Here is a 26,793-nt window from a genome sequence, read left to right as displayed (position 1 = left end):
TCAGGCAGGCCGCACCCCTGTGTAGCGGGCGCGCGGCCGGATCAGGACACCTGACCGCACCTGTTCCAGAAGATGCGCCACCCATCCCGCACTGCGCCCCAGGGTGAAGATAGTAATGGGCGCATGCGGCGGCAGTCCCAGACGGTCGGCCAGCAGGACCAGCGCGAAATCGATGGTCGGTGGCGTCCCCGCCATCTCCGTCGCGGTGCGGGCCAGGGCCATGGCGCGGCGCATACGGGTATCGGCCCCCCAGATCGCCGCCATCCGCTTCAACATCCAGGCTGCCCGAACATCGCCCCTGGCATAAAGTGGATGGCCAAATCCCGGCAGCTCATCCCCGCGCGCCAGATGGGCGGCCAGGGCCTGTGCCGGGTCGGGCGCGTCCAGCAGGCCCGGCAGGATGGCCGCCACCCGCGCTGTCATCCCACCATGGCGGGGGCCGCGCAGGGCGCCGATTCCCGCCGACAGGGCGGCATAGGGGCTGGCCCCGGTGGAGGCAACGCAGCGCACGGTAAAGGCGGAGGCGTTCAGTTCATGATCCGCACATAGGACCAGTGCCGCCCGGATCAGCTCCGCCCCCGGTCCTGCCACACCCCAGGCGCCGCACAGTTGCTGATGCAGGGGCAGCGCGGAGGGGTTGGTGCCTGTCAGGATGCCCGCGATCAGGCGCAGGATGCGGGCACCCGTCCGCGCCAGTCCTGCCGGTGTGCGGTTCACGGACCGCAGGTCGCCCGCCGCCGCCAGTGGCAGCAACGACAAAAGCCGGTCCAGCGGGTCCAGTCCGGGCGGCAGGTTGGCAAAGGCGGGCAGGACGGGCGGTTCCTCCGCGAAAGCATCCTCCGTGCTGTCCCACAGCAGGCTGGCTACCGCCTCCAGCGTGGCGCTGGCGGCCAGATCGCCGGCATCCCGCCCGCGATAATAAAGCCCGTCGCCCGTGATCAGGGTAATGGCCGATTCCAGGACAGGTGCGCCCCAATCCAGCGCCCGGTCGCTGGCGGCCTCAACGGGCCGGTCGCGCCGGGTCACCAAGGCGCGGACATCCTCGGCCCGGTATAGCCGCGTGCGCCCGCCCGCCGGCGCCTCTGACCGGATCAGGCCCCGGCTGACATAGGCGTAAAGCGTGGCCAGGCTGACGCCCAGCTCGGCGGCGGCTTCCTTGGCGGACAGGGTCAGGGGTGCGGTCATAATGATATATTGATTTATTGAATCAATATTGACTGTATATCTGCCCTGTCCAACCCTGTCCAGGATACAACAAGCTGGAAGGAGCCGGAAATGACGACCGGACTGGATGGGATCATCGCCGCCGAAACCGTATTGAGCCATGTGGATGGGGCGGCAGGCGAACTCATCCTGCGCGGTCTGCCCGTGGAACGCGCGGCGCAGACCCTGGATTTCGAAGGGATCACGGCCTTGCTCTGGCAGGGTTTCCATCCGCTGGGCGGCCGGCCCGATGCCCTGCGCGATGCCATCGGTCGGGCGCGGGTGGCCGTGGCCGCCCACCTGCCCACCCTGCTACCCGCGGCCGCGGGATTAAGTGATGTGGAGGCGCTGCGCCTCATGCTGTCATCGCTGCCTGATGGCGCGGCGGCGGATGATGCGGTGCGCGTGGTGGCGGCCGTGCCCGTCTTCATCGCGGCCCGGGTGCGCCATGCCCAGGGCCTGGAACCCATCGCCCCCGACCCGACCGCCGGCCATGCGGCGGATTTCCTGCGCATGATGACGGGGCGTGTCGCGGACCCGGCCTTGGCGCGCGCGCTCGACACCTATCTGGTGACGGTCAGCGACCATGGCCTGAACGCCTCCACCTTCGCCGCCCGCATCGTCGCCTCCACCCGCGCCGGCATGGTCAGCAGCGTGGTGGCCGGCCTCTGTGCCCTAAAGGGTCCGCTGCATGGCGGTGCGCCCGGCCCCGTGCTGGACATGCTGGACGCCATCGGCAGTGCGGACGCCGCCCCCGCCTGGATCGCCGGCGAACTGGCGGCGGGCCGCCGCTTGATGGGCTTCGGCCACCGCATCTACCGCGTCCGCGATCCGCGTGCGGAGGTGCTGAAGGTCGCTGTCCGCCCCCTGCGCAGCCCGCGCATCGAGCTGGCCGAACAGGTGGAGCGTGCGGCTCTTTCGGCGTTGGCCGCCCACCGGCCCGACCGTCCGCTGGAAACCAATGTGGAGTTCTACACGGCCCTGCTGCTGGATGCCGTCGGCCTGCACCGTGACCTGTTCACGCCGATCTTCGCTATGGGTCGCGTTGCCGGCTGGAGCGCGCATGTCATGGAGCAGGAGGCCACGGGCCGTCTGATGCGTCCCGCCTCGCGCTATGTGGGGCCGATGGCGGCTTAAGCGGGCCTCTTTATGCCCGCCTCTGTCACCACGCGGTCGAACTCCGCGATGGCGCAGATGATGTGATAAAAGCTGCTGGCCGGGGCCGGCTCGTCCACGAAGGTACCGTCGGGCGACAGCCGGTCCCACCACAGGCCTTTGACGGGCGTGTTCAGATAGAGGGACAATCCATCCGCCGCCTTCGCGGCCTGGGTCCAGTATTGTTCCTCGCCCGTGATTTCGGCGGCCAGCAAGGCAGCCTTCAACCGCTCCGTCTGTGGCCACAGACGGGCGGTATGGTCATGGATGGAGAAATCATCCAACAGACTGTTGAACGCCACGCCCCGCGCGGGATCGACCCCATGCGTCTCCCCAATCTCCAGCAGCCGCAGACCGGCGCGGGTGCCATCAGTCCGGTCCCGCGCCCGACCCCAGCGCAGCAGCAACCAGGCCCATTCGAACTGGTGCCCCGGCTCCACGATCCGCCCAGCCTCACCAGCCGCCGGATGCCAGCCCGCATCAAAAAACTCCCGCAGCGCGCCGGTAACCGGGTCAATGAAGCGCGCGAGGGCCAGTTCGGCGATGCCGTCGGCCATGGCAGTCCAGCGTATGTCCCCGCCCGCCTCTTCCCAGGCCAGCGATGCCTCCAGCAGATGCATGTTGGGGTTTGATTGCAGGGGCAGGGCATCGGGGGCGAGCAGTGCGAAGCCGCCCTGACGGCCACAGCGCCCGATCAGCATGACGCGCAGCGCCGTGGCCATCGGCTCCAGTTCCGCCCGCTTGTTCAGCGCGCGGGACGCATGGGCCAGCGCGAACAGGGCGAAGGCCTGATCATACAGGTCAGTGCTGTCATCCAGCACCCCGCCATCCGCCGCCACCAGCGTGCGGAACAGGCCATCCTCGCGGCGGTAGCGCGCCAGATAGGCATCCAGGGCCCGATGTACGATGCTGCCCGCCGGTCCTTCCCAACCAAGGGCAGGGGCCGTGGCATAGGCATAAATCTGTCGTGGCTGCACCCGCGCCCGTCGGGGCAGGTCCACCGGCTGCCCGGCCTTGTCCAGTTTCTCATGAAAACCATCGCGCGCATGGTCGTATCCTGCATCCCACCACAGAGGGAAGGCATACTCAACGGCCCATGTCACCAGGGCGTCACGGCGGCGGGCCGCCTCATAGAGGGGGGATGCGAACATGGGCTTGATCCTCGGGGTTTCCGGTCGGGTGGCAGGCTATCGCCAACAACGTCCCGTCGCTCCCATTGTTGCCTATTCTTCGGCGGTTTTCATCAGGACCGAACGGCCCGGCAGCAGCCGCTGGTTGAAGGGCAGGATGGCCGCCCCGACGGCGGGCGCATCGGCGGCCATGGCGGCGCGGCGCAGGGGGGCCAGGATCGGCACCTGTCCCCGGCCCGCCTGCATGCGGGCATTCACCGCCACCGCCAGTTCATCCACCAGCGGTGCCGGCAACCGCCCGCCGATGAACAAGGCCTGCGGGTTGATCAGGCAGGAAATGGCCAGCATCGGGCCGGTCAGCAGATCCGCTGCCAGGGTGATCCAGTCCGCCAGGGCCGCCTTGCCCGCCCCGTTCAGAGACAGAAGATCGTCGGGCTGTGTCACGCGGTGACCGCGTGCCGCCATGTGATCGAACAGGGCCGACAGCGACACGGCATCCTGCAATGCCGCCGCCTTGGTTGCCGGATGCTGTACGGGCAGGAATCCGATCTCGCCCGCGCGCCCGTCGGCCCCCCGGAAATACTGCCCATCCAGGACCAGCCCACCGCCCAGCCCTCGGCTGATCAGCAGATAGAAAAAGCTGGGATGGCGCAGGCCCAGGCCGAACTGTGCTTCGCCCAGAGCCGCCGCCGTCGCGTCATTCTCCACGAAGATGGGCAGGGCCGGCAGGCCCGTGAACAGCGACGGGATATCGGTCTGGTTCCAGACCTCATACTCATCCGGCTGATGCGGCAGATGCACCCGTCCCAGATCGTCGGGCAGGGCCACCCCCAGCCCGATCAGGCGCTTGGCCTTGATGGTACCCTTGGCCAGGATGGCCGACAGTTCGGTGCGCGCAAACTCCGCCACCTCATCCGGTAGGGCGAAATCCACCTCCCGCGTGGCCCGCGCCCGTACCTGACCCAGAAGGTCCAGCACCACCAGAGTGATATGGTCGCGGTCGATATTGACGCCGATGGAAAAGCAGCCATCGGGATTGATGGCCAGCTTCATGGCCGGCTGTCCGCGCTGTCCCAGCAGTCTTCCGGCCTCCAGGATCAACCCTTCGGCCAGCAGACGCTTGGTGATATTTGCGATGGCCGGTGCCGTCAGCCCGGTAATCTCCGCCAGATCAGCCCGCGTGATGGGCCCACCCACCCGGATCGCCTGCAACGTCACCCGCTGATTATGGTCCCCCGCCCGCTCCAGGTTGGTCCCCGACAGGCTGGCCCCCACGGCAGCGGGGATGGCGGGGGAGGGATCAGACGGCTGGGACATGGGCGGGGGGCGGCTTTCGGGCATGCGCGGGGGTGGATGCTTCTGGAATACGCTGGCGGGGGGCGGAGGGCAATGGCGGCGTGCCGCCACCTGCCGCTTCACGCATAGCGATCTTGACTAACACCATCCAAAAGGCGGAACCTCACAGAACTACATAAATTGAAATGTTGTTTTGTGAGGCCGCCCATGAGCGCCACCCCTGTTCCTCTGACCCGCGAACTCCTCCCCAAGCTGGTCACCACTCTGCGCGAAGGTTACGGCCTTGCTGCACTGCGGGCCGATGCCATTGCCGGGCTGACGGTGGCCATCGTAGCGCTGCCGTTGGCCATGGCGCTGGCGATTGCGTCGGGGACGACGCCGGACAAAGGGTTGGTCACCGCCGTGGTGGCGGGGTTCCTGATTTCGGCGTTGGGCGGCAGCCGGGTGCAGATCGGGGGACCGACGGGGGCGTTTGTCGTCGTCGTGGTCGGGGTGATCAACCAGCATGGCTATGATGGTCTGGTGCTGGCGACCTTGATGGCGGGGGTAATCCTGATGGCCGCCGCCCTGCTGCGCCTGGGGCAATGGATCAAGTACATCCCCGAACCCGTGGTCACCGGTTTCACCGCCGGCATCGCCGTCATCATCTTTTCAAGTCAGATCAAGGACCTGCTGGGCCTGTCAATGGGGGCGGTCCCGGCGGAGTTCATTGATAAATGGCCTGCCTTCTGGTTTGCGCGTGACACGGTGGGGGTGGCTGCCCTGGTGGGCCTGGGAGCGTTGGCCCTGATCCTGGGCCTGCGTCGCTGGGCGCCGAAGATACCGGGGTTTCTGGTAGCGGTCGTGTTGGGCTCCGTCGCGGCCTTCGCCCTGGGCCTGCCGGTCGAAACCATCGGCTCAAAATTCGGGGGTATCCCTGATCATCTGCCGATGCCGGTGATGCCGGATATTACGTGGGTGAAGCTGCGCACCCTGCTGCCCGCGGCATTGACCATTGCTTTTCTGGCAGGGGTCGAGTCGCTGCTGTCGGCGGTCGTGGCGGATGGGATGACAGGGCGGCGGCATCGTCCCAATGCCGAATTGCTGGCCCAGGGGGTGGCCAATACGGCGTCGGCCCTGGTGGGTGGGCTGCCGGCGACCGGGGCCATTGCCCGCACCGTGACCAATATCCGCTCCGGTGCCCGGTCGCCCGTGTCGGGCATGCTGCATGCCGTTTTCCTGCTGCTGTTCATGCTGGGTTTCAGCGGGTTGGCGGCCTTCGTGCCGCTGGCCGTGCTGGCCGCCGTGCTCGTGGTCGTGGCCTGGAACATGAGCGATGCGGGGCGCTTCCTGCATGCCCTGCGCACCGCCCCCATCAGCGACCGGGTGCTGCTACTGACCACCTTCACCCTGACCATCGCCATCGACCTGACGGTGGCGATTGAGGTCGGGGTGCTGCTGGCCGCCGTTCTGTTCATGCACCGCATGTCGGAAAGCGTGGCCGTGTCGGACAGTGGCGAACAGCCCGGCCTTGCCAAGGGTCTGCCCGCCGGGGCCGCCCTTTACCGTATCGACGGGCCAATGTTCTTCGGGGCTGCACGTAAGCTGCTGGATGTGCTGGACCGGACCGGCGGCGCGCCGCGTGTCCTGATCTTAGACATGAATGCGGTGCCCATGCTGGACGCCACGGGTGCCGACGCCTTGTCCACCCTGGTGGCGCGCGCGGCCAAGCGCGGGGCGCATGTGGTGATGGCCGGGGTACAGCGCCAACCGCTGGGCGTGCTGCGCGGACTGGGCCTGCGCCACCGCAAGGGGCCGGTGATCTTCACCGCCGATATCGCGCGGGCCAAGGCGGAGGCAAAGCATCTCCTCTCCGAAGGTTCCGGTACCAGCGCGGGAGGCAGCCCGGCGAGCGGGGCGGATTGACAGCAGTGCCGCTTTCGCGGTCAATGCCGCGCTTGTACCGATCCCGATCCGGTTGATGATGACCAAGCTTGTTTACCTGTGCGACTGGCTGCCGCCTGATTTCGGCGCCGTCGGCCAATATGCCGTAATGCATTGCCGTGAACGCGCGGCACTGGGCTATGACGTCACCCTTGTGGGTTTGACCTCGGGCAACGAGGCCAACCTGACCGAAGAGACGGTTGGCCCTGGCACCGTCCGCACCCTGCGCCTGCCGGCCCCGCCGCTGGACCGCGCAAGCCTGGGCCGCCGCCTGGCCTGGACCGTGCGCACCAATGCCATGCTGATCAGCCGGGCCTGGAAATACCTGTCAGCGGCAGATGAGGTTCTGTTCACCGGGTCGCCGCCCTTCCTGCTGCATTTTCTGGTGCCGCTGAATGTCGTATTGCGCAAAAAGCTGATTTATCGGATCGCGGATTTCCATCCCGAATGCCTGATTGCCTCGCGGGCCAAGCCGTCCAAGGTTCTGGACGCGGCCCTGGCTCTGACCATCTGGCTGCGCCGCCGGGTGCAGATGTTTGAGGCATCGGGAGAGGATCAGGTCCGCCTGCTGCGCCGATATGGCATCCCCGCCGATAACATCGTGCTGAAGCGTGACCCGCCGCCCGTGGAACTCAAAGGCGATGAGGTGCCGCTGGCCGTCCCTGCGGAGCTGACGGGCAAAAAAATCCTGCTCTATTCCGGCAATTGGGGTGTGGCGCACGATACTGACACCTTTATCGACGCCTATATCCGCCACCATCGCTCCGGCAGCGGCACCGTTGGTCTGTGGCTGAATGCCATCGGCGCCGGGGCCGATGTGGTGGAACAAAGGTTGAAGGATGAGGGCCTGCCCGTGGCGCGTGGTCGTCCCGTGCCGTTCGGGGACCTGGGCCGCCTGCTGGTCACTCCCGATGCGCATCTGATCACCCTGCGCGACGGGTTTGTGGCCTATGTCATTCCGTCCAAGACCTATGGCTGCATCGCGTCGGGCAAGGATGTGCTCTATGTCGGGTCCCCGGAATCAGATGTCGACCTGATCTGCCGTGAGGGTCAGCGCGAGGGTCAGCGATATATCCGCACGGATGTCGGCGATGCCGACGCGGTGTTCCAGGCGCTGGAGACGCTGGGGGCGTAACGGCTTCGCGTTCGGCGTGGGTTCACAATTCTGCCGCGACGCGGTAGAAGCACGGTTTGTTTGCCGCTGGCGGGGCGGTCAGGCGGTTCCTTTAACGGCGGTGGGCCAACCATCGCCCCGGAGAGTAGAAGCATGTCGCGTAAGGTTGCCTTGATCACCGGCGTCACCGGCCAGGATGGTGCCTATCTGTCGGAACTGCTGCTGTCCAAGGGCTATATCGTCCATGGGTTGAAGCGCCGCTCCTCCTCGTTGAACACGGCCCGCATCGATCATCTGTATCAGGACATCCATGAAAAGGACGTCCGTTTCCAGCTGCATTATGGCGACCTGACTGACAGCACCAACCTGATCCGCATCGTGCAGGAAACCCAGCCGGACGAGATCTATAATCTGGCCGCACAAAGCCACGTCCAGGTCAGCTTCGAGACCCCGGAATATACTGCCAATGCCGACGGTATTGGCACGCTGCGCCTGTTGGAAGCGATCCGCATCCTGAAGCTGGAAGATAAGACACGCTTCTATCAGGCCTCCACGTCAGAGCTGTATGGTCTGGTGCAGGAAGTGCCGCAGCGGGAGACGACGCCGTTTTATCCGCGCAGCCCCTATGCCGCTGCCAAGCTCTATGCCTATTGGATCACGGTGAATTACCGCGAAGCCTATGGCATGCATGCCAGCAACGGCATCCTGTTCAACCATGAAAGCCCGATCCGCGGTGAAACCTTTGTGACGCGCAAGATCACCCGCGCCGTGGCCGCCATCCATCATGGCAAGCAGGATTGCCTGTATCTGGGTAACCTGGACGCTAAGCGCGACTGGGGCCATGCCCGCGACTATGTCGAAGGCATGTGGCGCATCCTGCAGCAGGAAAAGGCTGAGGATTACGTGCTGGCCACGGGCGAAACGCACACGGTGCGCGAATTCGTGGAACGTGCCTTCGGCCATGTCGGCAAGAATATCGAATGGAGCGGGGAGGGCGTGGATGAGATCGGTCGCGACGCCGCCACCGGCGCTGTCCTGGTCCGCATCGACCCGCGCTATTTCCGCCCGACCGAGGTTGATCTGCTGCTGGGCGATCCGGCCAAGGCCAAGGAAAAGCTGGGCTGGACCCACACAACCTCCTTCCCTGATCTGGTGAAGGACATGGTTCTGTCTGACGTGAAGCTGCTGGCCTGATTGGTGCCCCAAAGGAACGGATGATGAGCGAACTGAAGCCCTATGACTTGACAGGCAAGCGCGTCTGGGTCGCCGGCCATCGTGGCATGGTCGGTGGCGCCGTTGTGCGCCGCCTGCAATCCGAAGGCTGCACCGTTCTGACGGCCGGTCGTAATACGCTGGACCTGACCCGTCAGGCGCCGGTGGAGGAATGGGTCGCCGTCAACAAGCCGGACGCCGTCGTGGTGGCTGCGGCCAAGGTCGGCGGCATCATGGCCAATAACAGCTATCCGGCAGATTTCCTTTACGACAACCTGATGATCGAGACGAACATCATCCAGGCGTCGTTCCGCAACAATGTCGAGAAGCTGCTGTTCCTAGGGTCGTCCTGCATCTATCCAAAGCTGGCACCGCAGCCGATGACAGAGGATGCATTGCTGACCGGCCCGCTGGAGCCGACCAATGAATGGTACGCGATCGCGAAAATCGCGGGCATCAAGCTGTGCCAAGCCTACCGCAAGCAGCATGGCTGCGACTATATCTCCGCTATGCCGACCAACCTTTACGGTATCGGTGATAACTTTCATCCCCAGGGCAGCCATGTGCTGCCGGCCCTGATGGCCCGGCTGCACGATGCCAAGCGCGACAAGCTGAACGAGGTCACGATCTGGGGTACGGGCAAGCCGCTGCGTGAATTTCTCTATGTTGATGATCTGGCCGACGGTCTGGTCTTCCTGCTGAAGAATTACAGCGGCTATGACCATGTGAATATTGGCACCGGTCAGGAAGTGTCGATCCGCACGCTGGCTGAACAAGTGGCCGCAACCGTCGGTTGGCAGGGCCGGTTCGCGTTTGATGCGACCAAGCCGGACGGCAGCCCGCGTAAGCTGATGGACAATTCCAAGCTGGCCAAGCTGGGTTGGACTGCCAAGACCAGTCTGGCTGAGGGGCTTCGCCTCACCTACGAATGGTTCCTGGAAGAAGGGGCCAAGGGCGGGCTGCGGGGCATCTGATCCCCACCGTTTTCTGATTGAATGACGGAAGGCCGGACAGCGATGGTTGTCCGGCCTTTTGCGTTCCACTCCCCCGTTATAACAAAATCACCTTCCGCAATAGCATCCCTATGCTTGTTCTGGTGGGGTGACGGCGCGACACTTCCCCCACGCAACCTCACCCATTTGATCCAATCACGCCGCCGGCAGGGCCGGGCGGCCAAGGGGGAAGTCATGTCCTGGTATGCCCTTGCCACGCTTGAACATGCCGACGGTCTGGCAGCATTGGTCCTGCCCGACGGGGCCGTTCTGCTCTCGGCCCTTCCGGATGCCGGTGAGTTGGGCCGCCTGTCGGTAACGGGTATCATTCGCCGTTGGGGTGAAATGGAAGCCCGGATCGACCGTCTGGCTGTCGATGCCGATAATCGCGCGCGGCAGGGGAATGTCGTGCTGACAAAGGTTCCGCGTACCGCCGTCCCGTTCCAGCCGTTTCGCATCTTCGGCGCCGCTTCGAATTACATCGAGCATGCGGCGGAGATGGAGACGAAGCTGGCGGCCAAGGTGGACAGCACGCCTTTCGTCTTCATGAAGTCCCAATCCAGCATCATCGGCCCCGATGAACCCGTGGTCCTGCCGCCCGAAAGCCAGAAGGTGGATTGGGAGGTGGAATTGGGTGTGGTCATCGGCAAGGCCGGCCGCCGCATCTCCGAGGCCCACGCCCTGGACCATATCGCGGGATATGTCGTGGTCAACGATATCTCGGCCCGCGATCTGACGCGCCGCACCGACTTCCCCTTTAGCCATGACTGGTTCCGGGGCAAGAGTTTTGACAGTTTCACGCCCGTCGGCCCCTGGTTCGTGCCGAAATCCTGCGTGCCCGACCTGCACCGCCTGCGCCTGACCCTGTCCGTGAATGGGGAGATGATGCAGGACGGAACCAGCGGCGACATGATTTTCAACACATTCGAACAGATCGCCTATCTGTCGCGCCTGCTGGAACTACGCCCCACCGACCTGCTGGCCACGGGCACGCCCGCCGGTGTGGGTATGGCGCGCGGTATCTTCCTGAAGCCGGGCGACCGCATGGTGGCCGGTATCGAGCATGTCGGCGAAATTGCCAATCCCGTGATCGCGGAGGGCTGAGATGCGCGAGCTTGTCCGCATAGTGACCGCCGCCACCCTGCTCACCGCCGGCCTGTTGCTGGGCGGATGCGGGGAGGAAAGCCGCGAGGCGGAGAAGGTCACGTTCAACATGTCCTGGCTGCCCCAGGGCAGCATGGCCGGGGTCATCCTTGCCATCGACAAAGGTTTCTATGCCGAGGAAGGGCTGGCGGTGGAGGCCGTGCGCGGATTCGGCGGCATCCGCACCGCCAATGAGCTGGACCAGGGCATGTTTCAGTTCGGCTATGCCGATCCCCTGGCCGTGATCCTGAACCGTGCCAATGGTGGTACGGCCCGCATGATCGGTGCCATCAGCGACCGCTGGCCCGCCGGCCTATGCTTTATCAAGGAACGGCACAAGGTCGAAAGCCCCGCCGATCTGGCCGGCATGGTGGTCGGCGGTGGCCAGAACTCCCCCATGCAGGTGCTGGTTCCGGCCTGGCTGGAAAAGAACGGGGTGGAAAAGGGTGAGGTCACGCTGATGCAGTTGGATCCCGCCGTCGTCGTCGCCTCCCTCGTAGAGGGCAAGATCGATGCGGGCGAATGCTGGCTGGGCAACTCGTTACCTTTGTTCCGCCGCCGGGCGGAAGAGGCGGGGCTGAGCCTGGGCTGGCTCGCCTATTCCGACTTCAACCTGGACATTTATGGCAATGGCCTGATCACCAGCGACAAGGTGATCAAGGAACGGCCCGAACAGGTGCGCGCCTTTCTGAAGGCGACATATCGCGGCTATGCCGCCGCTCTGGCCGATCCCGACGCGGCGGTGGCGGTGATGCTGAAACATTACCCTGTGCTGGATGCGGCCATCACCAAGCAGCAATTGCTGGAAACCGGCGCTTTGCTGAAGCGGCAGGCTCGCGCCGGCTGGATGGAGCCGGACCGCGTGGCCGGCACGCTCGACTTCCTGCGCGGTGCCTACGGGCTGAAGGCGGATGTGAAGGTCAGCGAGGTGTTCACCACCGATTATCTGCCGCAGCCATGAGGAGCATTCCCATGTTTCGACCCAAGCCGCTGAAGCTCGGCCATCTGGTGCTGAAGGTGCGGGATATCCAGGCATCGCTGGCTTTCTACCGTGATATTGTCGGGCTGGAAGTGTCCGACTGGATCGACGGGCACATGGTCTTTCTGCGGGCCGGTACTGATCATCACGATCTGGCCCTGTTGCAGATGCCGCCGGACCAAGCAGCCAGGCACGACCCGGCCACGTCCCCGGTGGAGCATTTCAGCTATCAGGTCGCCGATATGGCGGAGATGGAGAAGATTACCGCCTTCCTGATGGATCGTGGTGTACCCATCGACCGGGGGTACGGGCGGCACGGGCCGGGCGGCAACACCTTCATCGTGTTCAAGGACCCGGACGGCAACAATGTCGAATTCTATTCCGACATGATCCAGGTGGATGAAGATCATCCCCATACGCCTGCCATCTGGCCCGGCAAACAGATGCACACGTTCGACCGCTGGGACCTGGAGAAATTCGTGGTTCCGCCGCCGGCGCGCATCGAACAGCTTAAAAAGGGAGGGGGGAAATGATCGGCACGATCCGGCGGGCGGCAGAGGCACTGCTGTTCTGCGTCGCCCTGATCATCCTGTGGGAAGGCGGGGTACGGCTGTTCGAGGTGAAACCCTATCTGCTGCCCTCGCTCTCCGCCATCGCAGAGGAAACGTGGCGGGCGCGGGCTCAGCTCTGGCAGCATTCGCTGGTCACGCTGGGGGAGGTGGCATTGGGTTTCGCCTTTGCCACCGTCCTGGGCGTGGCGCTGGCTGCCCTGATCTTTTTTGTGCCGCTGGCCCGGCGCACGCTTTACCCGTTCGTGGTGGCGCTGCAATCCATCCCGAAGATCGGGCTGGCGCCCATCATCGTTGTCTGGTGCGGCTATGGGCTGGCATCGAAGGTCACCATGGCCTTCCTGTTCGCCTTCTTCCCCATCGTCATCACCACTCTGGGCGGGCTGGCCAGCACGCCAGCCCATCTGGAGGAACATTTCCGGGCGCTGGGTGCCAGGCCCTGGGCGTCATTCTGGCGGCTACGTGTGCCATCGGCCCTGCCCAGCTTTGTCGACGGGGCCAAGGTCGCCATGCCGCTGGCCGTTATCGGGGCCATCGTGGGGGAGTTTGTCGGGTCCAATGATGGCCTTGGCAATCTGATCCTGATCGCCACGGGGTCGTCGCAGACGGCCCTGTCCTTTTCGGCCCTGCTGGTCGTCACGGGCCTGTCACTGGCCCTGTTCTATCTGATCGAGGCATTGGGGAGGCTGGTATGGTGGCGGCAGGGTTGAAGCCCGTGGCGGATATGGCCCCGACGGCCATTGCCATCAACGGCGTGACCAAGCGCTTTGGCGGCCTGACGGCGCTGGAGAATGTGACGGCGGATATCCGTGACCGGGAGTTCGTTTCGATCCTGGGTCCCAGTGGCTGTGGCAAGAGCACCTTGCTGCGCATCCTGGCGGGCTTGGTCGGGTGCGAGGAGGGCGGGATCGACATTTTCGGTGGGCGGGTCAGCGGCCCCCGCGATGATGTTGGTGTGGTGTTCCAGACCTCCAACCTGCTGCCCTGGCTGAATATCGAGGCGAATTTACGCCTGGGCCTGGAAATCCGCCGTGGCAAGGCCGCGGCGCGCGATGCCGACATCGGACCTATGGTCGAAACGCTTGGCCTGAAGGGGTTCGAAAAGCATTTCCCGCACCAGTTGTCGGGAGGTATGCGCCACCGGGTGGCCATCGGCCAGACGTTGCTGTGCGATCCGCGCGTGCTGCTGATGGATGAACCGTTCGGGGCCCTGGACGCGCTGACCCGCGACCGGCTGAACATGGAACTGCTGCGCATCTGGCAGCGGGATGCCAAGACCGTCGTTCTGATCACCCACTCCATCGCGGAGGCGGTGCTGCTGTCCGACCGGGTACTGGTGATGTCGGAACGGCCGGGCCGGATCATCCGCGACGTCACCATCGACCTTCCCCGCCCGCGCGATCCCAGCCGGACGCGAGAGAGCGCGGCGTTTGGGGAATATGTCGTGGAGTTGAGCCGGCTGATGGGCGTCGGCTGACGCACCCACCGCATTCTTTCTTGAAATTGGGGAATTCCAATGCCCTATCTGTCTCTTGGTGACGATCAACTGTATTTTGAGACCCATGGCGAGGGGCCGGCCATTGTGCTGGCCCACGGGGTGGGCGGCAATCATGCCATCTGGTTCCGGCAGGTGCCGGTTCTAACCAAGGCTTATCAGGTCGTGCTGTTCGACCATCGCGGCTTCGGCAAATCCACCGATCGGGCCGGCCTGGGCCGTAGCGCCTTCGCCGATGATCTGACCGCATTGCTGGACCATCTGGGCCTCGACCGAGTGGCGCTGGTGGGGCAGTCGATGGGGGCGGGGACCTGTATCAATTTCGCCGTGCGCCATCCAGCCCGGGTTGCAGCCCTGTGCATCGCATCCTCCCTGCATGCGGTTGCGGAGGAAGGCGATGTGGCCGACCTGATGACGGCGGCGCGGTCGGCCAGCAATGACCTGGCGCAGCTTGACCGGGTGCTCGGTGCGCCGTTCAAGGTGCGGGAGCCGGAACTGTCATGGCTCTACGCCGCCCTGTCCGGTTTCAACAATACCGACCGCAAGGGATTGAAGGGTGATTGGCCGCGCAGCGTGCCGCCCGCCCTGCTGGGCAACCTGGGGTTCCCTATCCTGTTCATTGCTGGGCACCTAGACCCTGTCTTTCCCGTCGATGCCATCCGGGCTGTACAGGCGCAGGTGCCGGGCAGTTTCCTAGTGGAAGTGCAGGACACGGGCCATTCCGTGTTCTATGAACGTCCAGTCGAATTTAATGACAGCCTGTTGAGCCTTTTGCAGATGGCAGGGTTCAAGGGCCGTCGCAGGTCCGTCCATTCCAACAGCGCCGGATATAAACCGGTCGTCGCGTGAAAGAGGTTATCGCCATGAAGCCGCCCGTGCTGCTCTATGCCTGCCCCACGGTGGACCAGAAAGCCTGGGTCGAGGCCTTGAATGCCGCCTGGCCCGGCATCGACATCCGCCTATGGCCGGACACGGGCGACAAGGCGGAGATCGACTATGCCTTAGTCTGGAAGCAGCCGGCGGGCATCCTGTCCGATCTGCCGAACCTGAAGGTGATCTTCTCGCTTGGCGCCGGTGTCGAGCATGTGTTGACCGATACGACCCTGCCCGCCGACATACCCTTGGTGCGCATGGTGGACCCGACCCTGGTCACCGGCATGGTGGAGTTTGTGGTGATGCAGGTCCTGCACTATCACCGGTCCATGCCGGACTATGCCGCACAGCAGCGGGCCGGCATCTGGAAGCAGTTGCCGCAGCTTCTACCGTCCGAACGCCGGATCGGTATATTGGGCATGGGCGAACTGGGGGCTGCCTGCGCCAAGGCGTTGACCGGGTTCGGGTTCGATGTGGCGGGGTGGAGCCGGACGGCCAAGGATGTTCCCGGCGTGCGCGGCTTTGCCGGGCGGGAACAGTTAGACGCGTTCCTGGCCCAGACGGATATCCTCGTCTGCCTGCTGCCCCTGACCGACCAGACGCGCGGCATTCTCAACCGCCGCACCCTGTCGGCGCTGCCCAGGGGGTCTTATCTGATCAATGCCGCGCGCGGCGGGCATCTGGTGGAGGATGATCTGATCCCGCTGTTGGATGCTGGCCATCTGTCGGCGGCGACGCTGGATGTCTTCGCGGTGGAACCGCTGCCGGTTTCGCACCCCTTCTGGACCCACCCGAAGATCACGCTGGTGCCGCACGCGGCTGCCCTGACCCACCCGGGCACCGCATCGCGCATTGTGGCAGCCAATATCGACCGTCATCGGCGGGGTGAGCCGCTGCACAATGTCGTAGACCGCACGCGCGGCTATTGATCCCTGTCAGCCCTTGTCCAGGGCACCGGGGAACCGGTCCACCTTGCGCAGGGCGGGGAACAGGACGCACCATAGTGCCACGATCACCAGGGTGCCGACCCCTCCGACGATCACGGCGGGGCCGGCCCCCCACCAATGGGCCGTCAGGCCGCTTTCAAACTCGCCCAACTGGTTGGATGCGCCGATGAACAGGCTGCTAACGGCGCTGACGCGGCCGCGCATGTCATCGGGCGTTTCCAATTGCACCAGCGACTGGCGGATGAAGACGCTGACCATATCCACCGCGCCCATGACGATCAGAGCGATGCCGGCCACGACGGCGGATGTCGTGGACCCGAAGATGATGGTGCCCACACCGAAGGCCGCGACGCAGACGAACAGCACCCGGCCCACCCGCCGCCGCACGGGCCAGAAGGCCAGGATCAGCCCTGTCACCAGCGCACCGACCGACGGGGCAGCGCGCAGGATGCCGGCCATGACGGGGCCAGCATCGAACTGGTCCTTGGCCAGCACTGGCAGCAGCGCCGTCGCGCCGCCCAGCAGCACCGCAAATAGGTCCAGTGAGATGGCGCCCAGTACGATGGGCTTGCTCCAGATGAAGCGGAAGCCCGCGAACAGGGTTTCCAGGCTGACCTTCTTCACCGCCGCCGGCGTTGACTTGGGCGGAAGCTTGATGAACCGGACCAGAATGAAGGCGACCATGAACAACAGGGCGCACAGCGCGAAAACCCAATGGCCGATAAAGCCATAAAGCAGCCCGCCCAGCGCCGGCCCGACAATGGAGGCCCCTTGCCAAGCCGATGAATTCAGCGCCACCGCGCGCGGGAAGATGGCGGGCGGGATTAGATTGGGGACCAGCGATGCCGCCGCTGGCATCTCAAACGCGCGGGCGGTTCCCAGGATGGTGACCGACAGGAAGGCCGGCCACAGCGCCTTTGTATTATCATCCCAGAGCGCCAGCCACAGTACCAGCATGGCGACGATTTCCAGCCCCTGGCAGACGTTGATCACGCGCCGCCGGTCGAACCGGTCGGCGACATGGCCGGTGACCAGGACCAGAAGGATGGAGGGCAGAAACTCCGCTAGCCCGATGAAGCCCAACGCCATGGCACTGCCCGAAACGTCATAGACGCGCCAGCCGGTGGCGACGATCTGCATCTGCAACGCCAGAATGGCGCAGATGCGGGCAAACCAGTAAAGCCGATAGGGGGTATAGGCGAAGGGGCTGGTCGGCTGATCGACCGGGGAAGCGTCGGACATGGGACCGGGGCAGGTGACGGGCGACAGGCGGAAACTATGCGCCCCGGCCTTGCGATCCGTTAAGGGCGCTTCCTGCAACGCTGGGCCGCGCGCGGTAGTGGCGTTGAAAGGCGGGGTGATTTCGCGTATATGTGGAGGCGTCCTGACGGTGCGCGAACACCGCCAGGACATTCCTTCCTACCAGCAAATCTCCAGCTTCAGGGTAACGCCCAGAAACCGGAGATGCAGGCGGAGGGTTTTCGGATGTCTGACCATCCTACCTCCTCCGTGGCGGGGACGGCCTATCCGTCCCCTTCAGCCACGAAAGAATGAGAAGGCGTCATGTCTGGTTGCAATTAACTGTAATCAGGTGTGGCGCCTTTCTTTTTCAACCGCAGCCAACGTGCGAAATAGGTTCGATCCCGCCCCCTTGCGCTCTATGATGGCACTCTGGCTTTCAGGGGGAATGCATGTCGATCAAGGATGATGTCGTGGTCCGTGTGGCGCAGCGCCGCGACGTGCCGGAGATGGTTGCGCTGCTGACCGACGACATGCTGGGCCAGGGGCGGGAAGGGGCCGCTGACCTGGAGCCCTATTACGAGGCGTGGGATGAGATCATCCTGGACCCCAATGCCGAAATCCTGATTTTGGACCTGGATGGTCGTGTGGTGGGCATGGCGCAGCTGAACTATGCGCGGGGCCTTGGCCGCAAGGGTATGCGTCGCTGCACCATTGAGGCGGTGCGGGTGGCGTCCAATCTGCGCTCCAAGGGGCTGGGTGCCATTCTGATCGAAAATTGCCTGGATATGGCCCGCGCCCGTGGTTGCGGCATGGTGCAGCTGACCACCGACAAGCGGCGGACCGATGCGCACAGGTTCTACCAGCGCCTTGGCTTTGATGCTTCGCATGAGGGCATGAAGCTGTATTTGTAACGGACGGGTGCCAGTGTGGGGCACCCATCTTTGACCAGGAGATCGCAGTAAGATGAGCACCGCTTCCGCCTTCACCCCCGTCCGCGTCGCCATTCTGGGCGCTTCCGGCTATACGGGTGCCGAGCTGATGCGATTGCTTCTGCGCCATCCACGTGTCCGAATCACGGCGCTGACGGGGGAGCGTGCAGCCGGCAAGCCGGTAGCCGACGTGTTCCCCCATCTGGCTCCCTATGACCTGCCGGCCCTGACCAAGATCGCCGATGTGAACTGGGACGATGTGGATTTCGTCTTCTGCGGCCTGCCGCATGGTACCACGCAGGAGGTGATCGCCGGTCTGCCCGCCCATGTCCGTGTCTGTGATCTGTCGGCGGATTTCCGGCTGTTCAATGTCGACACCTATGCCGAATGGTATGGCCACGCGCACAAGGCCGTGGACCTGCAGGAAACCGCCGTCTATGGCCTGTCGGAGGTGGCGCGCGAACAGGTGGCTACGGCCCGGCTGGTCGCAAATCCCGGCTGCTATCCCACGGCATCGCTGCTGCCGCTGCTACCGCTGCTGAAGGATGGCCTGATTTCCGCCGATGACATCATTATCGATGCCAAGTCGGGCGTGTCGGGTGCGGGCCGCGATGCCAAGCAGGGGAGCCTTTATTGCGAGGTGGCGGAAGGCATGCATGCCTATGGCATCGCCTCGCACCGTCACGCACCGGAGATTGAGCAGGGCCTGGGTTGGGCCGCCGGTCGTGGCGATATCCGCATCGCCTTCACCCCGCACCTGATCCCCATGAACCGGGGCATGATGGCCACCACCTATGTCCGCCTGAAGGATGGTGTGGATGTCGCTTCCCTGCGCACCAGCCTGGAAAAGGCCTATGCGGGAGAGGCGTTCGTGAAGGTGCTGGCCCCCGGTGTCGGCCCGCAGACGCGCCATGTCGCCGGGTCCAACCTGTCGCTCATCAATGTCTTTGCCGACCGTATTCCGGGCCGTGCCATCCTGGTCTCCGTCATCGACAATCTGATGAAGGGTGCCTCGGGTCAGGCCGTACAGAATTTCAACATCATGAACGGGTTTGACGAGACGTTGGGCCTGGACGTGGTTCCGGTGTTCCCGTGATCCATACGCGCCCCATCCCCACCATCCTGCCCTTCAAGGGCAAGCTGCCCATCATCGACCCGTCGGTGTTCCTGGCTAATGCTACCGTCATCGGCGATGTCGAGATCGGGGCTGGGACAAACCTGTGGTTCGGCGTCACCATTCGTGGTGACGTCAATGCCATCCGCATCGGCCGTAACAGCAACATCCAGGACGGCAGCGTCGTCCACTGCACCCGTGAACGGTTCAGCACGACCATCGGTGACAATGTCACCGTCGGCCATCTGGCCCTGTTGCATGGGTGCGTGGTGGAAGATGGGGCGTTCATTGGGATGAAGGCCTGCGTCATGGATGGGGCCGTGGTGGAGGCAGGCGCTATGGTCGCCGCCGGTGCCCTGGTCACGCCGGGCAAACGGGTGAAGGCCGGTGAGTTGTGGGGCGGCAGCCCTGCGAAGTTCCTGCGCCCCCTGACCGAGGACGACATCCGAATGCAGATGTCCATCGCCCCGCATTATGCGGAAATGGCGAAGGTCTATCTGGAAGAGGTGGGGGGCGGGGTCGAGTAACGCGGCCGCATCCCCTCCATCAATATCCCGATGGATGTATCGATCCAGCGGTCGATGGGGGTGAAGTTGCTGTCGCCCTTGGTGATGACCAGGGAGACAATACCGTGGCCCATGGCCCAGACGCTGTCTGCAAAGCCTTCCGGGTCGTCGGCGCGCAGCAGGCCGGCGGCGACCAGCCGCTCAATCCCGGTCTGCAAGATGCCGAAGGAATGCATGGCCTTGACGGTTTTCTGCGCCACCTCCGCCGGCACCACGCCGGAGCAGGGCAGGCCGCGATGGCCCAGCGTGGGCACGAAGCGTGACAGGCTGGTCATGAAGACCAGCCGGTACTCATTGGGATGTGCCAGCCCATAGCGCACATAATTGATCATCAATTGCCGCAGCAGGCCCAACGGATCGGTCGCCGCATCGGGCGGCACCGTCATGGCCGCCACCAGACCATCGAAGAAATCCGCAGCGATGGCGGTCAGCAGCGCTTCCTTGTCTGCGAAATGGTCGTAGATGGCGGTGGGCGTAATGCCGGCAGCATCGGCGATGCGGCGCATGCTGGCATGCTCAAACCCCTGCGTCACGAACAGGTCACGGGCCACGGTCAGGATCTGCGCGCGCCGTTCGGCAGCGGGAAGACGTGTCCGCTTCGCCGGTTTTACTGCACGCCCGCCTTTTTCGTTAATCATGCCACCAACCTTCAGAATCCCTATTGACCTATAACGCGTTCGCACTAAACCTAACACCGTAAACTTATCGGCGTTAGGTTAGGTGTGCCATGCTGCGCGCGTCCATCCCACTGATCCTTGTCCTTGCCCTGTCCGCCTGTGGCAAGGCCGATCCCGAAACGGCGCAAGCAGCCACGGCCGCCTCACCCGTGCCTGTATCGGTCAGTGTTGCCCGTCCGGCACCAGAGGCGCAGATGGTAAAGGCCACCGGCAGCGTCGCCTTCAAGCGGGAAATCCCGCTCTCCTTCAAGGTGGCGGGCAAGGTGGAGGGGTTCCAGGTCGATATCGCCGACCCGGTGACACGCGGTCAGCGGCTGGCGCGCATTCAGGTGACGGAGGTGGATGCGCAGCTGCGCGCGGCGGAAGCCCGTGTGACCAAGGCGCGGCAGGATCTCGACCGACTGTTGCCGCTGGTTGCCAAGGGTTTTGTGGAAAAGGCGCGGGTGGATGCCGCCAAGTCCGCGCTGGACACGGCACAGGCCGACCGTGACGCCATCGCCTTCAACCGTGGCCTGTCGGAGATTTCGGCCCCCGCCGATGGCGTGGTGCTGGCACGGCCGCTGGAACCGGGGCAGATCGTGCCCGCCGGTACCACGGCGCTGGTCATTGGGGACCGTGAAAGCGGGGTGATCGTGCGGGCCGGCCTGTCCGACCGTGACGTGGCCCGCATCGCCACCGGCAACAGTGTTGATCTCGACCTGCCAGAAGGCAAGCTGACAGGCCATGTCACCCGTATTGCAGCCAAGAGCGCGACGGGCACCGGTGTCTTCGACGTGGAGGTGACGCTCCCGGATGCGCCGGGCTTCCTGTCCAGCGGGCGCATCGTCACCCTGCATATCGCCCCCCGACCCGGTGGTGCCGCTCCGCCGCTGGCGGTGCCGGCATCTGCCGTCATCGAAGGGTTTGGCGATCTGGCCACGCTCTATGTCGTGAAGGCCGATGGCAAGACGGTGGAGCGGCGGCAGGTGAAGGTCGCGGGCCTGCGTGGCGCCGACCTGCTGGTCGCGGCTGGTCTTGTGGAAGGTGAACGGGTGGTCTCTGCCGGTGGTGCCTATCTGCGGCCCGGCAGCGCCATCAGCATCGCACCGGCGGGGAAGTGAGCCATGGGCAATGTCGCCGCCTTTTCCGTGCGCCAGTGGCAATTCACGCTGGTGCTGTTCGCCATGCTGGCCGCCATGGGCGTCAGCTCCCTTCTGTCCATCCCGCGTGCAGAAGACCCCAGCTTTCCCATTCCCACCATCCTGGTGGTGGCCGTGCTGCCCGGTGCCGATACGATTGACCTGGAAAAGCAGGTTACCGACCCGCTGGAAGATGCCATCGACAGCCTGGACGACATCAACAAGATTACCTCTCGCACCCGCGACGGCGTTGCCGTGATCACGGTGGAGTTCGACTGGTCCAGTGACGCTGAACGCAAATACGACCAGGTGGTGCGGGAGGTGAATGCCATCCGCCCGACCCTGCCCGCCGGCCTTGTCCGGCTGGAGGTGAAGAAGTTCAACACCGCCCTGACCAACTTCATGCAGGTGGCACTGGTTGGGGATGGCGTTTCCGCCCTGGAACTGCGTAAGCGGGCTGATGACCTGCGCGACATTATCGACCGGGTCCCCGGCGTCTGGGAAAGCGAGATCTGGGGGGAGGAGCGGACGGAAGTCCGTGTCGCCGTTGATGCCGGGCGGCTGGCCGAACTGCGCCTGCCCGTTACGGCGGTGGCCGATGCCTTGAAGGCCGAAGGGGCGGCCGTACCCCTGGGTGCCCTGCATGCCGGCGAACGCCGCTTCACGGTGAAGACAGAGGGCGATTTCGACACGCTGGACGATATCGCCAACACCGTGGTCCGCGCCGCGGATGGCCGCGTAGTGCGGGTGCACGATGTGGCGGATGTCACCTGGGCGGCCGATGAGGCCAACCATATTGCGCGTTTCAACGGCAAGCGGGCAGTGTTCGTTACCGCCAATCAGAAGCCGGGGCAGAACATCTTCGAGCTCAAGAAGAATGCCTATGCTGCGCTGGATGAGTTTGAGCGGTCGCTGCCATCCACTATCAAGCTGGAGCGCGGCTTCGATCAGTCGGAGAACGTGGCCAAGCGCCTGTCGGCTCTGTTCCGCGATTTCGCCATTGCGCTGGGGTTGGTGCTGATCACCTTGATCCCGCTGGGCTTCCGCGCCTCGCTGGTGGTGATGCTGGCCATTCCGTTGTCACTGGCCATCGGCGTGACGGTGTTGCAGTTCGCCGGCTTCACCCTGAACCAACTGTCCATTGCCGGCTTCGTCCTGTCGCTGGGCCTTCTGGTTGATGACAGTATCGTGGTGACGGAGAATATCGCCCGCCATCTGCGCATGGGCAAAAGCCGGGAAGAGGCAGCGATTGAGGGCACACGGCAGATCGCGGTTGCCGTCCTGGGCTGTACCGCCACCCTGCTGCTGGCCTTCCTGCCCTTGATGTTTTTGCCCGAAGGGTCGGGCAAGTTCATAAAGTCGCTGCCCGTTTCCGTCCTGGCCACCGTCGCGGCATCGCTGTTCGTGGCGCTGACCATGATCCCCTTCCTGGCGGCGCGTATTCTGTCGCGCCATGAGGACCCGGAGGGGAACAAGGCCCTGCAATGGGTGATGGGCGCCATCCATGCCGTCTATCGCCCCATCCTGCACCGGGCGCTGGAACGGCCCGGCATCACTGTCCTGATCGCCACGCTGCTGTTTGCCGGCTCCATCGCCCTGGTGCCGCGCATCGGGTTCAGCCTGTTTCCGTCCGCCGACATCCCACAATTCCTGATCGAGATCGACCTGCCCGACGGCGCGCCCCTGGCGGAGACGGACAAGGCTGTGGCGTTCGTTGAGGAACAGGTGAAGCGGATGCCGGATGTGCGCTTTGTCATGGCCAATGCCGGGCATGGTAATCCCCGCATCTATTACAACATCACCCCGCGGGAGGATGACCCCACGCACGGCGCCATCTTTGTTGGCCTGACGGAATGGAAGGGCCGGCAGAGCACGGCGGAACTGGACAAGCTGCGCGCCCGGCTGGCCGCATATCCCGGTGCCCAGATCATTGTGCGGGTGTTTGAGAATGGCCCGCCCATCGAAGCACCCATTGCCGTGCGCATCCTGGGCCCGGAACTGCCCGTGTTGAAGGAGCTGGCGGCCAAGGTGACCTCGATCATCGAGGGTACGCCTGGTTCCCGCGACGTGGTCAACCCGCTGCGCCTCGACCGCACAGACCTGGATCTGGGGATTGATCTGGATAAGGCCGGTGTTCTGGGCGTGCCGGCGGGTGCCGTGGACCGTGCCGTGCGCCTGTCCCTATCGGGGGAGGCGGTGGCGACATATCGGGAAAGCGATGGCGACGATTACCCCGTCACCCTGCGCCTGCCCATGGAGGGGCGGCATGAACTGTCGGTGCTGGGTGATATCCGTGTGCCGGGTGCGGCAGGCGCTGTGCCCCTGTCGGCCATCAGCGACCCGCATTTCATCACCAGCCCGGCCCGCATCGACCGGTTTAACCGCGAACGCGCCGTCACCATCACTGCTTTCACGGCCACGGGCCACAATACCGACCGCGTCACCCGCGCCATCGGTGACCAATTGTCGGCCCTGGGCCTGCCGCCAGGCTACCGGCTGATGACGGGCGGGGAGGCGGAGACGCGGTCGAAAAGCTTTGCCGGCCTGTCGGGTGCCATCCTGGTGGCCATGTTCGGCATCATGGCGGTGCTGATCCTGGAATTCCGCAGTTTCGCGACCACCGCCGTGGTGGCCGGCGTCATCCCGCTGGGCATCATTGGCGGCATGGTGGCGCTGTTTGTGACGGGTTACACCCTGTCTTTTACGGCCGTGATCGGCTTCATCGCCCTGATCGGGATTGAGATCAAGAATTCGATCCTGCTGGTCGATTTCACGACCCAGCTGCGCCGCGCGGGCACCCCGCTGAAGGCCGCAATTGAGGAGGCGGGGGAGGTGCGGTTCCTGCCCGTGCTGCTGACCTCCGTCACGGCCATTGGCGGGCTGATGCCTCTGGCACTGGGTGGGTCCGGTCTCTATTCCCCACTGGCCGCCGTCATTATCGGCGGCCTGGTGTCGTCCACCGTCCTGTCACGCTTGGTGACGCCGGCCATGTACCTGCTGCTGGCGCCAAAAGAGGTGGATTAAAGGATGGGGGTATGCTGTCAGTCTTGGCCGACAGCATACCCCCCAATCCCTTAATGATGCCCCATCGCCGCTGCCTTGCCGTCGGCGCCGGGCAGGACGATCTGCACATTCTGCATCATGCCCTTATCCTCGTGGTCCAGGATGTGGCAGTGCAGGACGAACTCACCGATATAGCGATTATAGCGGGTTCGGACCGTGATGATGGCGTTGGGGTCGGTGATCAGCGTGTCCTTCCACGTTCCCTGCATGCCCGCATAGATACCGTCCGTCCATTCCGGTCCTGGCGTGCCGTCGGGATTCTTCTTCCGGATCGACACGACCTGGAACGGGTTCACATGGATGTGGAACGGGTGGTTCACGAATTTCGACATCAGGATCCATTGCTGGGCCGTCCCTAGGATCAGAGTCTGATTCACCACCGCGGGGTCATATTCCTTGTCATTGACTGTGAACCGCGTGGGTTGATTGGGTTGGATATCGATGTTGAACGTGATGGGGATGTCCGGCTGGCCCCATTTGGCAATCTCCGCGTCCGTGATGGTCGGGTGCGGCACGTACTTGGTCAGCTTCAGATCGGCATTAATGTCGCTGACCACGATGTCCCGCACCGGCCCTTGCAGGCGCGCGGCTCCTTCCAGAAGCTTGGCCTTCACCACGGCGTCGGTGTCGGCCACCGTTTCACCTGTTGCCTCAATGAAGCCGATGATCTTGGGGCTATCCTCGCCTGAAACCTCATCCTTGCCATTGCTGTCATCATAGACGCAATAGCGTCCGGCTTCGGGCAGTACGACCAGGATATCGCTGCGGTAACCAGGTTGCAGGTTGTTGACCTTCTTGGTGAAGACCTGCGGTCGGGTCAGGCCGTCGGTCGCCACCTCATATTGTTTGACCTCTGCACCGGTGCAGGCCTTCGCCACTTCGTCCGATGCGGCCTTTACGGTTTTCACCAGACCGGTGGCCGGCGCTTTCGGTCCCATCTTGCGGATGCGCAGATTGATTGTCTCTTCCACCCCGGCATGGATCAGACGCCAGCGATACATTTGACCGGTTTTGGCTTCCATCTGCGGACGGACAACGCCATTGAACATCGTGAATCGGCCACTCTGTGACCAGGCTTTGGGGTCGAACTGCGCGTCGAAATTCTCCACCTTGCCAATCTGGTCATCCTTGCAGACCCATTGACCCTTGGCGTCCTTCTCAATGTTGCCCTGGTCATCAAAGCAGGCATAGGGAAGCTGTTGGATCAGCATCACCTGCGATGCGAAATCGGCATTGGCCGTCACCGGCTGCAACAGCGTGTCCAGATCGCCATTCGACAGTTCCGTTGGCGCACGGCTGCCCTTGATCACCAGGGCACCCGCCATGCCGCTGCCCACCTGGATGGAGGTGGAGCCGTGCTTGTGCGGGTGGTACCAGAAGGTGCCGGCGGGGTGATCTTCCGGCACATTATACTCATACTGGAAATTCACCCCCGGCTCGATATTCAGCAGGACATTGTCGCTGTTGCCGGTTGGGGAAACCCATAGACCATGGCTGTGCAGGTTGGTGTTGTTGAAACAGTGCGGCTTGTTGGTGGCGTAGGGCTTGCCCGTCTTCGGATCAATCTTGCAGTTCGGTTCCGCCGGCAACTGGTTCAACAGGCTGATGCGCACCGTCTGCCCCGGTTCCATAAGGATCATCGGGGCGAGGAACTGATCGCCATAGGAACGCAGCCGTACCTTGTCATTCTTGCCTGTCGACGGGTTATAGATTGTGCCGTCCGTATACTTGATGGGCAGGACATAGTGGATTTCACGGCCCTGCTGAATGGCGGCGTTCAGGGCGCCCAGCGACAGCAGGTTATAGCCCTGGGGCTTTTCCTGATCGCGCGGCTTCTGTTCGTCCGACTTCAACACCGACGGTGCCTTCAACAGGCGCGGCGGTTCCGCTGACACGCTGCCGCACGCCGTCAGCAGCAGGCCCGCCCCGATGAAGGCGGCGCCCCCGCGCCACATGTTCCGGTCCTGTCCCATCTGCCCCCTCCTCTATCTTGGATAAGGGCAGTAATATGACCTATGCGTCTGGCGTAGGGCAATCTCAATCAAAGCAAGAA

At 64.1% G+C, this 26,793-nt stretch carries 23 protein-coding genes; 17 read left to right on the top strand and 6 right to left on the bottom strand.

Annotated features, from left to right (window positions below; genetic code table 11):
* Positions 1 to 1,185, bottom strand: a complete 1,185-nt coding sequence (locus tag C0V82_RS23945; protein ID WP_102114925.1) for a citrate synthase family protein — start codon at positions 1,183 to 1,185, stop codon at positions 1 to 3.
* A gap of 90 nt (positions 1,186 to 1,275) precedes the next feature.
* Between C0V82_RS23945 and C0V82_RS23940 the strand changes: the two genes are divergently transcribed.
* Positions 1,276 to 2,340, top strand: coding sequence for a citrate synthase/methylcitrate synthase (locus tag C0V82_RS23940; protein WP_102114924.1), 1,065 nt, complete (start codon positions 1,276 to 1,278; stop codon positions 2,338 to 2,340).
* Here C0V82_RS23940 and C0V82_RS23935 read toward each other — a convergent pair.
* Positions 2,337 to 3,509 carry an AGE family epimerase/isomerase gene (locus tag C0V82_RS23935; protein ID WP_102114923.1) on the bottom strand — a complete coding sequence of 391 codons (1,173 nt, stop codon included), beginning with the start codon at positions 3,507 to 3,509 and terminating at the stop codon, positions 2,337 to 2,339. The genes C0V82_RS23940 and C0V82_RS23935 overlap by 4 nt on opposite strands.
* Before the next feature lie 72 nt (positions 3,510 to 3,581).
* A complete protein-coding gene (locus C0V82_RS23930) occupies positions 3,582 to 4,805 on the bottom strand; it encodes an ROK family transcriptional regulator (protein ID WP_102115183.1) in 1,224 nt (407 codons plus the stop codon).
* Between the two features lie 186 nt (positions 4,806 to 4,991).
* Here C0V82_RS23930 and C0V82_RS23925 point away from each other — a divergent pair, with 186 nt between their 5' ends.
* The 11 genes from C0V82_RS23925 (at position 4,992) to C0V82_RS23875 (ending at position 16,013) form a co-directional block, all read left to right on the top strand.
* Positions 4,992 to 6,689 carry a SulP family inorganic anion transporter gene (locus C0V82_RS23925; RefSeq protein ID WP_102114922.1) on the top strand — a complete coding sequence of 566 codons (1,698 nt, stop codon included), beginning with the start codon at positions 4,992 to 4,994 and terminating at the stop codon, positions 6,687 to 6,689.
* A 55-nt stretch (positions 6,690 to 6,744) separates the two neighbouring features.
* Complete coding sequence (locus tag C0V82_RS23920; RefSeq protein WP_102114921.1) at positions 6,745 to 7,842, top strand: glycosyltransferase family protein; 1,098 nt, start codon at positions 6,745 to 6,747, stop codon at positions 7,840 to 7,842.
* Positions 7,843 to 7,974: 132 nt separating this feature from the next.
* Positions 7,975 to 9,015: a GDP-mannose 4,6-dehydratase gene (gene gmd / locus C0V82_RS23915; protein WP_102114920.1), complete on the top strand. Its 1,041-nt coding sequence runs from the start codon at positions 7,975 to 7,977 to the stop codon at positions 9,013 to 9,015.
* 20 nt (positions 9,016 to 9,035) lie between these two features.
* Positions 9,036 to 10,007, top strand: a complete 972-nt coding sequence (gene fcl, locus C0V82_RS23910) for a GDP-L-fucose synthase (RefSeq protein WP_102114919.1) — start codon at positions 9,036 to 9,038, stop codon at positions 10,005 to 10,007.
* A gap of 213 nt (positions 10,008 to 10,220) precedes the next feature.
* A complete protein-coding gene (locus C0V82_RS23905; protein ID WP_102115182.1) occupies positions 10,221 to 11,129 on the top strand; it encodes a fumarylacetoacetate hydrolase family protein in 909 nt (302 codons plus the stop codon).
* Position 11,130: 1 nt separating this feature from the next.
* Positions 11,131 to 12,129 (top strand): ABC transporter substrate-binding protein, encoded by a 999-nt coding sequence (locus C0V82_RS23900; RefSeq protein ID WP_102114918.1) that lies wholly within the window; start codon positions 11,131 to 11,133, stop codon positions 12,127 to 12,129.
* Positions 12,130 to 12,140: 11 nt separating this feature from the next.
* Entirely contained in the window at positions 12,141 to 12,680 is a 540-nt protein-coding gene (locus tag C0V82_RS23895) for a VOC family protein (RefSeq protein ID WP_102114917.1), read from the top strand.
* Positions 12,677 to 13,426 carry an ABC transporter permease gene (locus C0V82_RS23890; protein ID WP_102114916.1) on the top strand — a complete coding sequence of 250 codons (750 nt, stop codon included), beginning with the start codon at positions 12,677 to 12,679 and terminating at the stop codon, positions 13,424 to 13,426. The genes C0V82_RS23895 and C0V82_RS23890 overlap by 4 nt, the downstream gene beginning before the upstream one ends.
* Positions 13,408 to 14,193, top strand: coding sequence for an ABC transporter ATP-binding protein (locus C0V82_RS23885; protein WP_211107960.1), 786 nt, complete (start codon positions 13,408 to 13,410; stop codon positions 14,191 to 14,193). Before C0V82_RS23890 ends, C0V82_RS23885 begins: the two co-directional genes overlap by 19 nt.
* A 39-nt stretch (positions 14,194 to 14,232) precedes the next feature.
* A complete protein-coding gene (locus C0V82_RS23880; protein ID WP_102114915.1) occupies positions 14,233 to 15,060 on the top strand; it encodes an alpha/beta fold hydrolase in 828 nt (275 codons plus the stop codon).
* A gap of 14 nt (positions 15,061 to 15,074) precedes the next feature.
* A complete protein-coding gene (locus tag C0V82_RS23875) occupies positions 15,075 to 16,013 on the top strand; it encodes a 2-hydroxyacid dehydrogenase (RefSeq protein WP_102114914.1) in 939 nt (312 codons plus the stop codon).
* A 6-nt stretch (positions 16,014 to 16,019) separates the two neighbouring features.
* On the opposite strand, the gene C0V82_RS23870 is transcribed toward C0V82_RS23875, so the two are convergent.
* Entirely contained in the window at positions 16,020 to 17,273 is a 1,254-nt protein-coding gene (locus C0V82_RS23870; protein ID WP_102115180.1) for an MFS transporter, read from the bottom strand.
* Between the two features lie 449 nt (positions 17,274 to 17,722).
* On the opposite strand from C0V82_RS23870, the gene C0V82_RS23865 reads away from it, so the two are divergent.
* The 3 genes from C0V82_RS23865 to C0V82_RS23855 are packed head-to-tail and all read left to right on the top strand — an operon-like array spanning position 17,723 to position 19,843.
* Positions 17,723 to 18,184 carry a GNAT family N-acetyltransferase gene (locus tag C0V82_RS23865; protein WP_102114913.1) on the top strand — a complete coding sequence of 154 codons (462 nt, stop codon included), beginning with the start codon at positions 17,723 to 17,725 and terminating at the stop codon, positions 18,182 to 18,184.
* A 52-nt stretch (positions 18,185 to 18,236) separates the two neighbouring features.
* Positions 18,237 to 19,298 carry an N-acetyl-gamma-glutamyl-phosphate reductase gene (argC, locus tag C0V82_RS23860; RefSeq protein WP_102114912.1) on the top strand — a complete coding sequence of 354 codons (1,062 nt, stop codon included), beginning with the start codon at positions 18,237 to 18,239 and terminating at the stop codon, positions 19,296 to 19,298.
* The gene (locus C0V82_RS23855; RefSeq protein ID WP_245924294.1) at positions 19,295 to 19,843 is read left to right on the top strand and encodes a gamma carbonic anhydrase family protein; all 549 of its coding nucleotides are present in this window, start codon (positions 19,295 to 19,297) and stop codon (positions 19,841 to 19,843) included. Before argC ends, C0V82_RS23855 begins: the two co-directional genes overlap by 4 nt.
* Here the strand turns inward: C0V82_RS23855 and C0V82_RS23850 are convergent.
* Positions 19,810 to 20,520 carry a TetR/AcrR family transcriptional regulator gene (locus tag C0V82_RS23850; RefSeq protein ID WP_102114911.1) on the bottom strand — a complete coding sequence of 237 codons (711 nt, stop codon included), beginning with the start codon at positions 20,518 to 20,520 and terminating at the stop codon, positions 19,810 to 19,812. The genes C0V82_RS23855 and C0V82_RS23850 overlap by 34 nt on opposite strands.
* Positions 20,521 to 20,609: 89 nt before the next feature.
* Here C0V82_RS23850 and C0V82_RS23845 point away from each other — a divergent pair, with 89 nt between their 5' ends.
* Both C0V82_RS23845 and C0V82_RS23840 read left to right on the top strand, forming a co-directional pair.
* Complete coding sequence (locus C0V82_RS23845) at positions 20,610 to 21,659, top strand: efflux RND transporter periplasmic adaptor subunit (protein WP_102114910.1); 1,050 nt, start codon at positions 20,610 to 20,612, stop codon at positions 21,657 to 21,659.
* A gap of 3 nt (positions 21,660 to 21,662) precedes the next feature.
* Positions 21,663 to 24,701 (top strand): efflux RND transporter permease subunit, encoded by a 3,039-nt coding sequence (locus C0V82_RS23840; RefSeq protein ID WP_102114909.1) that lies wholly within the window; start codon positions 21,663 to 21,665, stop codon positions 24,699 to 24,701.
* 50 nt (positions 24,702 to 24,751) lie between these two features.
* Here C0V82_RS23840 and C0V82_RS23835 read toward each other — a convergent pair whose 3' ends face one another.
* Positions 24,752 to 26,713: a multicopper oxidase family protein gene (locus C0V82_RS23835; protein ID WP_102114908.1), complete on the bottom strand. Its 1,962-nt coding sequence runs from the start codon at positions 26,711 to 26,713 to the stop codon at positions 24,752 to 24,754.
* Positions 26,714 to 26,793 lie beyond the last annotated feature (80 nt).

This window comes from Niveispirillum cyanobacteriorum (assembly GCF_002868735.1).
In the GTDB taxonomy this organism is placed as follows: domain Bacteria; phylum Pseudomonadota; class Alphaproteobacteria; order Azospirillales; family Azospirillaceae; genus Niveispirillum; species Niveispirillum cyanobacteriorum.
This window is presented reverse-complemented; position numbering and strand designations above follow the sequence as displayed.